The organism is Streptomyces sp. NPDC030183, from assembly GCF_055573455.1.
In genome coordinates this window covers 291003-305297 of record NZ_JBVIBK010000006.1, presented here as the reverse complement: position 1 = coordinate 305297, position 14295 = coordinate 291003, and the positions used below count along the sequence as shown (strand labels likewise).

Annotated in this window: 10 protein-coding genes, 1 tRNA gene and 1 riboswitch; of the genes, 6 read left to right on the top strand and 5 right to left on the bottom strand. The window is 72.1% G+C overall.

Going from position 1 to position 14295, the window contains the following annotated elements:
- Nucleotides 1–693: 693 nt before the first annotated feature.
- The 4 genes from ACZ4Z2_RS09925 (at nt 694) to ACZ4Z2_RS09910 (ending at nt 6738) form a co-directional block, all read left to right on the top strand.
- Nucleotides 694–2118: a hypothetical protein gene (locus ACZ4Z2_RS09925; RefSeq protein WP_009320877.1), complete on the top strand. Its 1425-nt coding sequence runs from the start codon at nt 694–696 to the stop codon at nt 2116–2118.
- A gap of 270 nt (nt 2119–2388) precedes the next feature.
- Nucleotides 2389–3600: an L-2-hydroxyglutarate oxidase gene (gene lhgO, locus ACZ4Z2_RS09920; protein WP_468074159.1), complete on the top strand. Its 1212-nt coding sequence runs from the start codon at nt 2389–2391 to the stop codon at nt 3598–3600.
- 840 nt (nt 3601–4440) lie between these two features.
- Nucleotides 4441–5238 carry a tRNA (guanosine(46)-N7)-methyltransferase TrmB gene (gene trmB, locus ACZ4Z2_RS09915; protein WP_468074157.1) on the top strand — a complete coding sequence of 266 codons (798 nt, stop codon included), beginning with the start codon at nt 4441–4443 and terminating at the stop codon, nt 5236–5238.
- Between the two features lie 111 nt (nt 5239–5349).
- Nucleotides 5350–6738: a PrsW family intramembrane metalloprotease gene (locus tag ACZ4Z2_RS09910; RefSeq protein WP_468074155.1), complete on the top strand. Its 1389-nt coding sequence runs from the start codon at nt 5350–5352 to the stop codon at nt 6736–6738.
- Nucleotides 6739–7200: 462 nt separating this feature from the next.
- Here the strand turns inward: ACZ4Z2_RS09910 and ACZ4Z2_RS09905 are convergent, their stop codons facing one another.
- The 5 genes from ACZ4Z2_RS09905 to ACZ4Z2_RS09885 all read right to left on the bottom strand — a co-directional run bounded on the left by ACZ4Z2_RS09905 (nt 7201) and on the right by ACZ4Z2_RS09885 (nt 12751).
- The gene (locus ACZ4Z2_RS09905) at nt 7201–8145 is read right to left on the bottom strand and encodes an aldo/keto reductase (protein ID WP_468074153.1); all 945 of its coding nucleotides are present in this window, start codon (nt 8143–8145) and stop codon (nt 7201–7203) included.
- A gap of 146 nt (nt 8146–8291) precedes the next feature.
- Entirely contained in the window at nt 8292–9344 is a 1053-nt protein-coding gene (locus tag ACZ4Z2_RS09900; protein WP_468074151.1) for a M23 family metallopeptidase, read from the bottom strand.
- Between the two features lie 12 nt (nt 9345–9356).
- Nucleotides 9357–9512, bottom strand: a riboswitch (cyclic di-AMP (ydaO/yuaA leader).
- 234 nt (nt 9513–9746) lie between these two features.
- On the bottom strand, nt 9747–10868 hold the full coding sequence (locus ACZ4Z2_RS09895; RefSeq protein WP_468074149.1) for a PP2C family protein-serine/threonine phosphatase: 1122 nt from the start codon (nt 10866–10868) through the stop codon (nt 9747–9749).
- A gap of 392 nt (nt 10869–11260) precedes the next feature.
- Nucleotides 11261–11893 carry a GTP cyclohydrolase II gene (locus ACZ4Z2_RS09890; RefSeq protein WP_107463180.1) on the bottom strand — a complete coding sequence of 211 codons (633 nt, stop codon included), beginning with the start codon at nt 11891–11893 and terminating at the stop codon, nt 11261–11263.
- 339 nt (nt 11894–12232) lie between these two features.
- Nucleotides 12233–12751, bottom strand: a complete 519-nt coding sequence (locus tag ACZ4Z2_RS09885; RefSeq protein ID WP_468074147.1) for a MarR family winged helix-turn-helix transcriptional regulator — start codon at nt 12749–12751, stop codon at nt 12233–12235.
- 149 nt (nt 12752–12900) lie between these two features.
- Here ACZ4Z2_RS09885 and ACZ4Z2_RS09880 point away from each other — a divergent pair, with 149 nt between their 5' ends.
- Both ACZ4Z2_RS09880 and ACZ4Z2_RS09875 read left to right on the top strand, forming a co-directional pair.
- Entirely contained in the window at nt 12901–14058 is a 1158-nt protein-coding gene (locus ACZ4Z2_RS09880) for a dihydrofolate reductase family protein (protein ID WP_468074145.1), read from the top strand.
- Between the two features lie 83 nt (nt 14059–14141).
- Nucleotides 14142–14215: transfer RNA gene (locus ACZ4Z2_RS09875), tRNA-Met, on the top strand.
- Nucleotides 14216–14295 lie beyond the last annotated feature (80 nt).

The window sequence follows — 14295 nt, the reverse complement described above, 5'->3', positions numbered from 1 at the left end:
GACAACCAGTGCACCGTACGAACGGCACCCATGCTGCCACGAAGGAGGCTCGATGGAGGGCGTGCGGAGCTGCTTGCGCACCGGTAAGTGCGCCCCTGGGGAGCCTTGAGCGCTCCCCCGTCACACCGTCGGACGGCCCCTGGAGCGGGGTGGTCGACAAAGGTGGACCCCGGGTCTACGACGCGAATGCGCCCCCGATACGCTCCCCCAAAACTCCTAACGCGCCCTCAAGAGACGTGGTCGGAGGGGTATTGACCCTCCGTGCCCACCGTCGATTTTCAGCCAAATCGGGTTCGCGGGACAGAACTCACACACCCTCCGTACCGACCCCGTTGGCGACTCAGTGTCAACGCACAGTCCGGGAGGCGGAGTTCACCTCCCGGACCGATCCGCCGCCCGCGGGGATGGAGGCGGCGGTGTCCCCCAGCCCACCGGATCCAGTACAGCGGGCCGACCCACGCACGACCATGGAACCGCTCCCCCACTGGCCGGAGAAGAGCGCACGGACGGGCGCACGGCCACACAGCGGGGGCACGTCGCAACAGTCCGTACTCTGTCCGTACTTTCGTACGGACCACATTCCCGCCATCCGGATTTAGGCCCCTTAACGCTTGGGATGCGGCGAACTACGCTGGGTTTACGAATGCCGCGTGCCTATGCCGCCGCGGCAGCCGTCTGTTCGAGGGGTGGCGCATGTCCAGGGAGCAACGCGGGCCGAACGAAAAGCTCGGCGCCGTTCTCGCCCTCGCGGGAATCAGCAACGCAGGACTCGCGCGTCGCGTCAACGATCTTGGCGCTCAACGCGGGTTGACGCTTCGCTACGACAAGACGTCGGTGGCGCGGTGGGTCTCCAAGGGCATGGTCCCCCAGGGCGCCGCGCCGCACCTCATCGCGGCCGCGATCGGCCAGAAGCTCGGCCGGCCCGTGCCGCTGCACGAGATCGGCCTGGCGGACGCGGATCCCGCACCCGAGGTGGGCCTCGCCTTCCCCCGTGACGTCGGCCAGGCCGTGCGCTCGGCGACCGAGCTGTACCGCCTCGACCTCGCCGGCCGCCGCGCCGGCTCCGGCGGCATCTGGCAGTCCCTCGCCGGATCGTTCGCGGTGAGCGCGTACGCGACGCCCGCCTCGCGCTGGCTGATAACCCCGGCCGACAGCTCGGTGGCGCGCGAGGCGAGCTCCGCGGAGGGCTCCGGGTCGCCACTGAAAGTCGGCCACAGCGATGTGCAGAAGCTGCGCGAGGCCGCCGAGGACGCCAGGCGCTGGGACTCCAAGTACGGAGGCGGCGACTGGCGTTCGTCGATGGTCCCGGAGTGCCTGCGGGTCGAGGCGGCGCCGCTGCTGCTCGGCTCGTACTCCGACGAGGTGGGCCGCGCGCTCTTCGGCGCCTCCGCCGAACTCACCCGGCTCGCGGGCTGGATGGCTTTTGACACGGGTCAACAGGAGGCCGCCCAGCGGTACTACATCCAGGCGTTAAGGCTCGCTCGGGCCGCGGCCGACGTGCCGCTCGGCGGCTATGTGCTGGCCACGATGTCGCTGCAGGCAACCTATCGCGGGTTCGGCGACGAGGGGGTCGATCTCGCGCAGGCCGCGCTGGAGCGGAACCGAGGGCTCGCCACCGCCCGCACGATGAGCTTCTTCCGGCTGGTCGAGGCGAGGGCACACGCGCGTGCGGGCGACGCGGTGGCCGCCGGGGCGGCCCTCAAGGCCGCCGAGGGGTGGCTGGAGCGGGCCCGCGACGGTGACAACGACCCGTCCTGGCTCGGCTTCTACGGCTACGACCGGTTCGCCGCGGACGCCGCGGAGTGCTACCGCGACCTCAAGGCGCCGCGTCAGGTGCGCCGCTTCACCGAGCAGGCGCTGTCACGGCCGACGGAGGAGTTCGTCCGCTCGCACGGGCTGCGGCTCGTCGTGTCGGCGGTCGCCGAGCTGGAGTCCGGCAACCTCGACGCGGCGTGCGAGCAGGGCGTACGGGCGGTGGAGGTCGCGGGGCGCATCTCCTCGGCCCGCACCACCGAGTACGTGAAGGATCTCCTGCACCGACTGGAGCCGTACGGGGACGAGCCGCGGGTGATCGAGCTGCGGGAGAGGGCACGGCCGCTGCTGATGACCCCGGCGTAGGCGCCGCTTGAGGGCCGGGCGCCTGTTCGTGTGCCGGGTGCGTGGGGGCTTGCGCGTGCTGGGTGGGCGGCGCCTACTTGTGTGCCGGTACTTGTGTGCCGGGTTTGTGTGGGTCTGCGAGTACGGGTGCGTGGGGGGTTTCGCGCAGTTCCCCGCGCCCCTGTCGGGCTGGCCGGTGGTCGGGATGTGACCGGGGCCATGCAGACGTCTTTCGGGTTTGAGGGCATTGTCAGTGGTGCAGTGCACTATCGGAGTCGGGAGGTGGGGCGCGTGCGGAGGCTGGGCGCTTACGACTGTGATGTGCTCGTGGTCGGCGGCGGGATCGTCGGGCTGTCGACGGCGTACGCGATCACACGTGCCGCGCCGGGGACCCGGGTGACCGTGCTGGAGAAGGAGCCGGGGCCCGCCCGGCACCAGACCGGGCGGAACAGCGGCGTCATCCACAGCGGGATCTACTACCGGCCGGGATCACTGAAGGCCCGGTACGCGGTCGAGGGCGCCGCCGAGATGGTGAAGTTCTGCGCCGAGTACGGCATCCCCCACAAGGTCACCGGAAAGCTGATCGTCGCCACCGAGCGCTCGGAGCTGCCCCGGCTGCACGCCCTGGTGCAGCGCGGCCGGGAGAACGGCATACCGGTCCGGGAACTGGGCCCCGCCCAGATCACCGAGTACGAGCCGGAGGTGCGCGGCCTCGCCGCCATACATGTCGGGACCACCGGGATCTGCGACTTCGTGGGCGTCGCCCGGCAGCTCGCGGCCGCCTCGGGCGCCGACATCCGGTACGGGGCCGAGGTCGAGCGGATCGACCGGCGCGCCTCACTGGGCGTGGCCGTGCGGGTCCGGGGCGGTGACGTCGTCCGGGGGCGGGTCCTGGTGAACTGCGCGGGGCTGCACTGCGACGAGGTGGCCCGGATGACCGGGGACGAGCCCGGGATGCGGATCGTGCCGTTCCGGGGCGAGTACTACGAGCTGGCGCGGCCCGAGCTGGTGCGGGGGCTGGTGTATCCGGTGCCCGATCCGGCGTTCCCGTTCCTCGGGGTGCATCTGACCCGGGGAATCGACGGAGGCGTCCACATCGGCCCCAACGCGGTGCCGGCACTGGCCCGCGAGGGATACGGCTGGGGGACCGTACGGGCACGGGAGCTGGGGGCGACCCTGGCGTGGCCCGGGGCCTGGCGGATAGCGCGGCGGCACTGGCGGTACGGGGCAGGGGAGCTTCGCCGGTCGGTGTCCAAGCGGGCGTTCACGGGGGCCGTCCAGCGGCTGCTGCCCGGGATCTCCGAGGGGGACCTCGTACCCGCCGCGGCGGGGGTGCGGGCGCAGGCCGTACTGCGCGACGGCACGCTGGTGGACGACTTCCTGATCCGCGAGGGCGCGCGGGCGGTGCACGTGCTGAACGCGCCGTCGCCGGCGGCGACCGCCTCCCTGCCGATCGGGCGGGAAGTGGGCAGAAGAGCGCTGACCGCACTGGCCGCGGTGTGACGCGGCCGCGGGCCGGCTGCGGATGGTGGCGCCGTGGGGTGAGGGCCGCCGTGGAGTGAGGGCCGCCGTGGGGTGAGGGCCGCTGGGGGCTGAGGGCCGCTAGTGGCTGAGGGCCGCTAGTGGCTGAGGGCCGCTAGTGGCTGGGGGCCGCTAGTGGCTGGGGGCGGCTGGTGGCTTGGCTTTCGGTCCGCTGTGGTCTGGCGGAGGCTGCGGGTTCGGGGGCCGCTGGGGGGCGGGTTCGGGTCCGCTGTCACTGGCGGGCGCTGACGGTTCAAAGCCGCTGGCGGTCGCGCTTCGGGTCCGCTGTGGCCGTGCGGACGCTGCGGGTTCGAGGGCCGCTGGGGGGCGGGTCTCGGGTCCGCTGTCACTGGCAGACGCTGCGATTTCGGGGCCGCTGGGGATCGCGCCTTGGGTCCGCTGTCACTGGCGGACGCAGCGGGTTCAAAGCCGCCGAGGGTCGCGCTTCGGGTCCGCTGCGGCCGGGCCGACGCTGCGGGTTCGAGGGCCGCTGGGGGCGGGTTCGGGTCCGCTGTCACTGGCAGACGCTGCGATTTCGGGGCCGCTGGGGATCGCGCCTTAGGTCCGCTGTCACTGGCGGACGCTGCGGGTTCAAAGCCGCCGGGGTCGCGCTTCGGGTCCGCTGCGGCCGGGCCGACGCGGCGGGTTCGAGGGCCGCTGGGGGCGGGTTCGGGTCCGCTGTCACTGGCAGACGCTGACGGTTCAAAGCCGCCGGGGTTCGCGCTTCGGGTCCGCTGCGGCCGGGCGGACACTGCGGGTTCGAGGGCCGCTGCGGCCTGGGGCCGTTTCGGGGGAGGGTGCGGTCGTAAAATTGGGCTCACTGTGTCTGAGTCTGCCGATGCCCCCGAGTCCCGCACCTCCGGTGCCCCCCTTCGCCGTGCCCGTGCCAAGGGTGAGCCCCGCTTCCCGGACGGGCCCAAGGCCGATCCCGCCGGGGCGCATTTCGAGCGGCGGATCAGGAGCTTCCAGCCCCGGCGCAGCAGGGTGACGGCCGGGCAGGCGGACGCGCTGCAGCGCCTGTGGCCCAAGTGGGGGCTCGACATCGACGGGCGGAAGCTGGACCTCGTCGAACTGTTCGGGAACGAGAACCCCGTCGTGCTGGAGATCGGCTTCGGGATGGGAGAGGCCACGGCGGAGATGGCCGCCGCGGATCCCGGCACCAACGTCCTCGCCGTCGACGTCCACACCCCCGGCCAGGGCAACCTGCTGAACCTCGCCGACCGGAACGGACTGTCCAACATCCGGGTCGCGAACGGCGACGCGATCATCCTGCTGCGGGAGATGCTCGCGCCCGCCTCGCTCAACGGACTGCGCGTCTACTTCCCCGACCCCTGGCCGAAGAAGCGGCACCACAAGCGGCGGCTGATCCAGCCGGAGTTCCTCACGCTCGTCGCCTCACGCCTGCGGCCCGGCGCGATCGTGCACTGCGCGACGGACTGGGAGCCGTACGCCGAGCAGATGCTGGACGTGCTGACCGCCCACCCCGACTTCGAGAACACCCGGCCCGACGGCGGTTTCGCGCCACGTCCCGCGTTCCGGCCGCTGACCCGTTTCGAGGCGCAGGGACTGGACAAGGGTCATGTGGTGAACGATCTGCTCTTCCGACGCGTAGATCAGTAGGAACCGCCTCAACCCCCCATAGGCGCACGAACAGCCCTCACCCACCCCCCGCGACCGGTCGCACCCTGGTGACGTCGCGGGCAGCGCCCATCGCTCGTTAGGGTCAATGCAATGGCCACCGGTCCCCTCTACCCGACGCACCCCAGCGGCCCCGCCGGCGGAGGTGCGTTCAGGCCCGTGCGCTGGTGGCAGCGGAAGAGCGTCACGTACGGCTCTCTCATCGCGCTGCTCGCGCTGTCCGGGCTCGTCATCCTGGCCCTCGTGCGCGAGCAGACCGGCACGGAGGGATTCCTCGTCGGCCTGGGGCTGGCGGTGCTGCCCGTGCCGCTGCTCGTGGCGGCGTTCCGGTGGCTGGACCGGGTGCAACCCGGGCCCTGGAAGAACATGCTGTTCGCCTTCGCCTGGGGGGCGTGCGCGGCGGCGCTGATAGCGATCGTCGCGAACAGTTTCGCCACGCAGTGGATAGCCACCGCCACCGCCGACCCGTCGCACGCCGACACGCTGGGCGCCACCGTCATAGCGCCCGTCGTGGAGGAGACCGCGAAGGCCGCGGCCGTGCTGTTGATCTTCCTGTTCCGGAGGCGGAACTTCACCGGGATCGTGGACGGGGTGGTGATCGCGGGCGTCACGGCGACCGGGTTCGCGTTCACCGAGAACATCCTGTACCTCGGGACGGCGTTCGGAACGGACCAGCTCAGCGGGGGGAGCGGGCTGGCGTCGGTCACCGCCGCGACGTTCTTCGTGCGGGTGATCATGTCGCCGTTCGCGCATCCGCTGTTCACCGTGCTGACCGGGATCGGGTTCGGTTTCGCGGCGGCGGCCGGGCAGCGGCAGCGGGTACGGCGCACTCTGGTGCCGGTGGGCGGGCTGCTGCTCGCGATGGGCATGCACGCGGTCTGGAACGGGTCGGCGGCGTTCGGGGAGTACGGGTTCTTCGCGGTCTACGCGGTGTTCATGGTGCCGATGTTCGGGCTGCTGACGTGGTTGGCGATCTGGACGCGGCAGCGGGAGCTGCGGGCCGTGCGGGAGGAACTGCCGGTGTACGCGGCGGCGGGGTGGCTGACGCCGCCCGAGCCGTTCGTCCTCGGGTCGATGCGGGCTCGGCGGGTGGCGCGGGACTACGCGGCGTACCACTTCGGCAAGAGTGGGGCTCGGGTCGTCGCGGAGTACGAGGCGTACGCGACGTCGCTGGCGTTTCTGCGGCGGCGGGGGCGGTTGGGGCGGGGCGGGGGTGACTTCGTGCTCCGGGAGCGGCAGCTGCTGTTCGAGCTGTGGCGTCGGCGGGGGTTGGCTCGGCCCGCGTTGGCTTATGCGGGGCGGGGGGTGGTGCCGGTGGGGGTGGCCGTGCCGCCGTTCCAGGCTGTGGCTTGGCAGGGGGTCGGGGGCGGGATCGGATACGGGTACGGGTACGGCGTCGAGGCTCAGGCGCAGAGTTATGGGGCGGGGTCGCCTTACGGGGGGAGCCCGGCGGTTGTGCCGTACCGGCCGTATGGGTCGTAGCGGGTCGTCGGCGGGGTGTGCGTTGTGGGGTGGGGCGCCTTCGGGTGCGGGTGGGTCGGGGGCGCGCCGGGGGGTGTCCGTCCTCGGAACGGCGCGAAATCGGTCTCTCGGGAAGCCGGACCAGTTGACGCGCCAACCGCTGCGGGCGGACACCCCCCCGACACACCCCCTCACGTCCGTACGCGGCCCCACCCGCCGCACGGGCTTGCGACGCCTCCGAGGCGCGTTCCCCGTCGGCCGTACGCGGCCCACCCGCCACAGGCCCTTGCGACGCCTCTGAGGCGCGTTCCCGGCTGGCTGTGCGCGGCCGGCCCGCCACGGGGGCTTGCGCCGGCTCCGAGGCGCGTTCCGCTCGGCCGTGCGCGGCCGGCCCGCCGTATCCGCCTGTGGCGCCCCGGTGGCGTGTGCCGGTCCGTCGTACGCGGCTCACCCCCTCCGGGGCTGAGGGCAGCCATGGGCTTGCTACGCCGAGGCGTCTGTCAGCTTGGTCAGTTCCTCCGGGGTGAGGGTGGTGTCGGCCACCGCCAGGAGTGCCGGGAGCTGGGTCGTGGTGCGGGCCGAGGCGATCGGGGCGGTGATCGTCGGCTGGGCGGTGAGCCAGGCCAGGGCGATCGTGGCGATCTCCGCGTTCCTGGACCGGGCGATCTCGTCGAGGGCGGCGAGGACGCGTGTGCCCCTCGGGGTGTCGAGGTAGGCGCCGGCGCCCGCGGCGCGAGGGCTGTCGACGGTCGCGCCGGGGCGGTACTTGCCGGTGAGGAACCCCTTGGCGAGGGAGAAGTAGGGGACGGCGGAGAGGCCCGCGTCGGCGGCCACCGACTGGAGGGCGCCCTCGTACGTGTCGCGGGAGACCAGGTTGTAGTGGGGCTGGAGCGCCACATAGCGGGCCAGGCCCTCGCGGTCCGAGAAGTCCAGGGACGCCTTGAGACGCTCGGGGGTGATGTTGGACGCGGCGATCGCGCGGACCTTGCCCGCCTTCACCAGGTCGTCGAGGGCGGTGATGATCTCCTCGACCGGTACCTCGGGCTTGTCGAAGTGCGTGTAGTAGAGGTCGATGTGGTCGGTGCCCAGGCGGGTGAGCGAGGCGTCCGCGGCGGCCTTGATGGTGGCGGCGGAGAGGCCCTGGTACTCGGGGTGCTGGCTGACCTTCGTCGCGATCACCACGTCGGCACGGTTGCCCCGGGCCTTCACCCACTTGCCGATGATCGTCTCGGACTCGCCGCCCTGGTTGCCGTCGACCCACGCGGAGTAGGAGTCGGCGGTGTCGATGAAGTTGCCGCCGGCGTCGGCGTAGGCGTCGAGGACGGCGAAGGACTGTGCCTCGTCCGCCGTCCAGCCGAAGACGTTGCCGCCCAGGGAGAGCGGGAAGACCTCGAGGTCGGACGTACCCAGCTTGCGAAGAGAAGTCATGTGTGGGTTCAACCACCGGGTCGGACGATCGCATTCCGGGCTCGTGTGAACGCCGGGTGAAGCGTCGGGCCCGGGCGGTACGACGGACGCCGCGTCAGGCCCGTCGGCCTTACGCGGCGTCACATCCGTTCGAGTGGCTCTGGAGGCTAGATGCTCAGGCCCTTGCTGCGCAGCCACGCCGCCGGGTCGATGCCGTTGCCCGAGCCGGCCGTGTGCACCTCCATGTGGAGGTGGGCGCCGGTGACGTTGCCCGTGGCGCCGACGCGGCCGATGACGTCGCCGGTGCCGACCTTCTGGCCGACACTGACGCCGATGGAGGACTGGTGGGCGTACCAGATCTCGGTGCCGTCGTCGAGCGTGAGCACGGTCTTGTAGCCGTACGAGCCGTCCCAGCCCGCCTGCGTGATCGTGCCGCTGTGGACGGCCTTGATGAGGGTGCCCGTGGGGGCGGCGAAGTCAAGGCCCGTGTGGTAGCCGGACGACCAGTAGGGGCCGGCCTGGCCGAAGGTGGAGGTGATCGTGTACGAGGAGGTCGGCAGCGTGAACTGCTTGGCCAGGGCGGCCAGGCGCTCGGCTTCCTTCTTCTTCGCGGCCTCTTCCTCCGCCTTCTTCTTGGCGGCGGCCTCCTTGGCCTCGGCTTCCTTCTTCTCCTCGGCGGCCTGGTCCGCGGCCTTCTTCGCGGCGGCGGTCTGCGCGGCCTCGGCGGCCTTCAGGTCGAACGCGTCCTGCTGGGACTCGGCCTGCTGCATGATGCGGGCGCGCAGCGCCTCGCCGGCGTCGGTGGCACCCTGCTCGGTGTCGGCGGCGATGAGGCCGGCGCTGCTGAGCGGGGTGGCGGAGCCCTCGGGCTCGTCGGCGGGGTCGTCGTCCTCGAAGACCGAGCCCACGTTCGGCATGTCCGGCATCGAGATGGCCACCGGGGCCTTGCCGCTCTGGGCGCTGGCCATGCCGGCGCCGCTGACGGCGGCTATGACGCCGACGCCGAGAACCGTGGAGCTACGGGCGAACCCGCCGCGCTGCTTGGTCTTGGCCACGCGGTGCCGGCCGCGGACGGGACGGAGGGACTCCGCGGTGGGGTTCCACTCCTGGAAGGGGCCCTCGTTGTCGCTGTCATAGCTGCCGAAGCCGAAGGTCTCGGGCTCACTGCCGCGTTGGTTCGGCACGAAGGGGGCTTCGGTCGCGGACCGGTTGGACGCCACGTGGGGCGTACTCCTTTCCTTCCTTCTCGCCTACCGGGTTAGCTGACGGGTTCGGAGCGGAAGGTCTCCTACGCGCGTAAACCGAGCGTGCTTCCACGGCGGTTTTCGCGCGATTCACCCCAGGGTGGTGGTTCCCCGGTTCCCTACGGGATTCGGCGCGTGAGCACGGAGCCGCCTCTTGTGACGGCTGGGACGACCGCGCTGCGTTATCGAACGTTAATAGACGTGGGGGCGGCATTCCAAGCGGTTCTGAATGATCGTTCGCCTTTTTGCGCTGGACTTACGGGTCATGAGGGGTGGAAAACGGGCGAGTTGGCCTCGCCTCAGGAACCCCGGCTGTCCTGACTGGGCGTCAGTTGTTATGCGGAGGGGGTTGGATTGTGTACGTAGAGTGAGAGTTCTTCAGGGGCGGTGTACGGCGAGCAGCGCCATGTCGTCCGTGGTGCCGCCTCCGGTGTGCTCGCGGACCTCTTCGGCGAGTGTCGTCAAGAGGGCGCGCGGGGCGGGGAAGGTGCGGCCGTGGAGCCGGGCGGCCGGGTCGTAGAAGACGCCGTCCGCGTCGCGGGCCTCGGACAGGCCGTCGGTGTAGAAGAGCAGTGTCGACCCCGCCGGGAACACGACCTCCTCGGCGCGGTCCGGCCAGGTGCCCAGCTCGTCGAGGCCGAGCGGCAGCGCGGTCCACGGGGGGTCGAGGGTGCGCAGCTCGCCGTCGGCGTGGAGCAGCAGCGGGGGCGGGTGGCCCCGGTTGACGATGCGGGCCGACCCGGCACCGTGCGGGAACTCGGCGAGGACGGCCGTCACGAACCCCTCGTACGGCACGGTGGGGTCCCGCCGTGCCGCGTCCCGCCGGGTCACCTCCCGCGCGAGCGCCCGCTCCAGCCGCTGGGCCACGGCCTCCAGGGTCGTCTCCTGTTCGGCCGCCTCCCGGAACGCGCCGATCAGCACCGCCACCGCCGCCACCGCGCCGAGGCCCTTGCCGCGGACGTCCCCCACGACCAGCCGTACGCCGTGCGGCGAGTCCTGCACCGCGTACAGATCGCCCCCGATCGAGGCCCCGGCCTGCGCGGCCTCGTACCGTGCCGCGATCTCCAGGCCGGCGAGCCGCTCCTGGGGCCTCGGCAGTACGGCCCGCTGCGCCGCCTCCGCGATCTCCCGGGCGGTGGCGAGGCGGGCGTCACTGCGCCGGACGAGCCGGTTGATGGCGACGGCCAGTACGGCGACGGTGGCGACGGTCGAGATCTCGGTGAGCGCGTCCGCCTCGCCCACACCGCTGTGCCGGAGGCGTACGGCGAGGATGCCGCCGAGCGAGGCGGCACCGGTCACCACGGTGCCCGCCAGCGACAGCAGCGGCGCGGCCACCAGCGGCGCCGCGGTGAAGAAGGGGACGGCCGTGAGTTCGCGCGGCATGAAGTGGTCGTAGCAGAAGCCGCTGACGACGAGGAGCACGGGCAGGACCCGCACGAGGGCACCGGTGTAGAAGAACCGCCGGCCGTCCGGCCTCTTCGCACCCTGTAACTGCCCCACCCGTCCCAGATTCACGGGACGACCGGCGACCGGCCAGTCGACGGGTCCGAATGGGCTAGGCCCTGTCGTCACATTCCCGCCGTCGCCCGGAGGGCGGCCCCTCGGCGTCAGGTGCGTGCTCTCGGCGGGCCGGGCCCTGACCCGTGTACTGGACGTACTCGGGTCGGGGCCCGGTGCGTCGAGAGCGCGTGCATGGCGTCGCGGGGTAGGTGGGAATTTGACGACAGGGCCTAGGGGGCCTGTCGTTCGGATCGATGCCGGCTTCGGGCTGGGGGACTTCGCCGCTGCCGGTGAGCGGGGCTTGGTGCGTGTGTGCGTGCCGGGCTCCGCGGCCCAGGCGTGATCCGAACGACCCCATGAACCCCGGCTGGAGCGCTCTTCCGTTCGGGCGTTCAGCCCGCCGTCAGCTCCGCCAGGGGCAGGGTGTGCTGGGTGGTGAGAACCTTCGCCCGCAGGTAGCGGACGTTGTGGGCGGTGGTGAACACGCCGGTGGGGACGCGGTGCCGGACGCCGACGCCGAGGTCCCGCAGCTGCTGCGCCTTGTCGGGGTTGTTGGAGAGCAGGTCCAGCTCGTCGATGCCGAGGGCGCCCAGCATCTGAGCCGCGGCCGTGTAGTCGCGGGCGTCCTCCGGCAGCCCGAGCGCCGTGTTCGCCTCGTAGGTGTCGAGCCCCTGGTCCTGAAGGGCGTACGCGTCAAGCTTGTTGTAGAGGCCGATGCCGCGGCCCTCCTGACGGAGGTACAGCAGAACCCCGCCCCGGTCGGCGATCCGCTCCACCGCCTCCCGCAGCTGCGGCCCGCAGTCGCACCGGGCCGAGCCGAAGACGTCGCCGGTCAGGCACTCGGAGTGCATCCGGACCAGCGGGGCCGTGCCGGGGGCAGGGTCGCCGAGCACGATCGCCAGGTGCTCGCGGCCGTCGACGAGGCCGTGGAAGGTGACCATCTCGGCGTCGACGCCGTAGCCGTCCTGGAAGCGCAGCGGTACCCGGACGCGGGCACGCGGGGTGGCAGCGGGGAAGTCGGGCATGCGGGTTCTCCGGTCCTGGTGCGACTGCCGCTGTGCTTCAGATTTGAATCACAGCGCTCGCCGCGACTCTATCCCCTGCTTCAAATTTCAAGCAACCAGTTTTGGGATGCGTCACATTCCGGGGCCGCAGGGAATATCGGGGGCGGACGGAGGGGGCTGTGGCGGCAGGGTGCGGGCGGGAAGGGTTATCGGCGGCCAGGGAGGACGCTGGGGGTTGCCGGCGACCGGCGAGGACGGCGGGGGGTAACCGGCGGGCGGGGAGGACGGCGGGCGGTACCGGCGGCCGGGGAGGACGGCGGGCGGTACCGGCGGCCGGGGAGGCGATGGCCGGCGTGCGGGTCACTGGCCCGATGAACAGGAACGGCGGCGCCAGGGCAGGTCGTCGGGGCCGTTCTGCTGGGAGTCCTCGCCCTCGATCGCCGCCGCGATGGTCGAGCAGATCTCCTCGAACTGGCCGATCTGCTCGGGGGTGAGGTGATCGAAGACGGCCTTGCGGACCGCGTCCACATGCCCGGGCGCCAGCCGCTCCAGCAGCGCCAGGCCCTCATCGGTGAGGACGGCGATGCTCCCCCGCTTGTCCCACTGGCAGTTCTCGCGCCGGAGCGCCCCGTCCTTCTCCAGCCGGGTCACGACGTACGTCAGCCGGCTGCGCGTGATCTTCGCGTGCTCGGCGAGGTCGGTCATCCGCATACGACGGTCCGGCGCGTCCGAGAGCACGGCCAGCACGGCGTAATAGAGGTGCGGCATCCCGGCCTCCTGCTGGAGCTGCCGGTCGAGCGCGTCCTCCAGGAGCGTGCTCGCGGCGAGGTACGCGCGCCAGGCACGCTGTTCCTCGGGGGTGAGCCAGCGGGTCGTCATACGTACAGTGTAGTTATTGTTTAAAACTTGAACCAAGCCCGCTCGGTCAGGTCAGCCGGCCAGCCGGCCGGTCATCACCAAGCCGGCCGGCCAACCAGCCAGTCAGCCAGTCAGCCAGTCAGCCAGTCAGCCAGTCAGGGAGCGTCTCCATGCCCAGGCCCTACGTCGCGTTGTCCGCCGCCGTCTCCCTCGACGGCTACCTGGACGACACCGGGCCCGAACGGCTGCTCCTGTCGGGGCCGGCCGACTTCGACCGGGTCGACGAGGTGCGCGCGGCCAGCGACGCCATCCTGATCGGGGCCGGCACCCTGCGCACCGACAACCCCCGGCTGCTGGTCAACTCCCCCGAACGCCGCGCCGCCCGCGTCGCCGCCGGGCTCCCCGAGTACCCGCTCAAGGTCACGGTCAGCGCGTCGGGCGATCTCGACCCGGGGGCCCAGTTCTGGCACACGGGCGGCGAGAAGGTGGTGTACACCACGGACAAGGGTGCGGAACGCGTGCGCGCGCTGGGCCTGCCGACCGGCCCGGCCGGTGTGGACGTGGTCTCCGTCGGCCCCGACCTGGAGTGGTCCGCCGTCCTCGACCACCTCGGCGACGTACGCGGCGTGGGGCGTCTGATGGTCGAGGGCGGTGGGCGCGTCCACACGCAGCTGCTCCAGCAGGGCCTCGCGGACGAGCTGCAGCTGGCCGTGGCGCCGGTGTTCGTCGGGCAGGCCGAGGCGCCGCGGATGTTCGGCACGGGCGCGTACCCCGGGGGCCCGAAGAGCCGGCTGCGGCTGCTGGAGACCCGGCCGGTCGGCGACGTCGTCCTCATCCGCTACGTCCCCACGGTCCCCGGCACCGGCCCGGCCGTCTCCCCAGCCGACCGCCACTGGCTGGCCCTGGCGTGCGACCTGGCCGCGCAGTGCCCGCCCTCGGGGACGGCGTTCAGCGTGGGCGCGGTCGTGGTCGCCGCGGACGGTACGGAGCTGGCCCGCGGCCACTCCCGCGAGGCCGGCGACCCCGTCGCCCACGCCGAGGAGGCGGCCCTCGCCAAGCTCGACCCCACCGACCCGCGCCTGGCCTCCGCGACGGTCTACAGCAGCCTGGAACCCTGCGCCCGCCGCGCCTCCCGCCCGGCCCCCTGCGCCCGGCTCGTCCTCGACGCCGGGGTTCGGCGCGTCGTCACGGCCTGGCGCGAGCCGGACACGTTCGTCCCGGACGCGACGGCCCGGAACGCCGTGCTGGCGGAGGAAGGGGCGGCGGTCGTCGTCCTGCCCGAGTACGAGGAGCGGGCCAAGGAACCCAACCGGCACCTGGTGGGATAAGGGCGATGCGGGGGCGCAGGCGAGGGGCCCCGACAAAGGCGTGTGCTTCGGGTCCCCCGCATGACGTACACTGGTTTCACCGACGCGGGGTGGAGCAGCTCGGTAGCTCGCTGGGCTCATAACCCAGAGGTCGCAGGTTCAAATCCTGTCCCCGCTACTGAAGACCTGGGGCCGGAATCCGATGAGGATTCCGGCCCCAGGTGTTTGTAGGCCCACCGGCCACCGGGTCATGGCCGG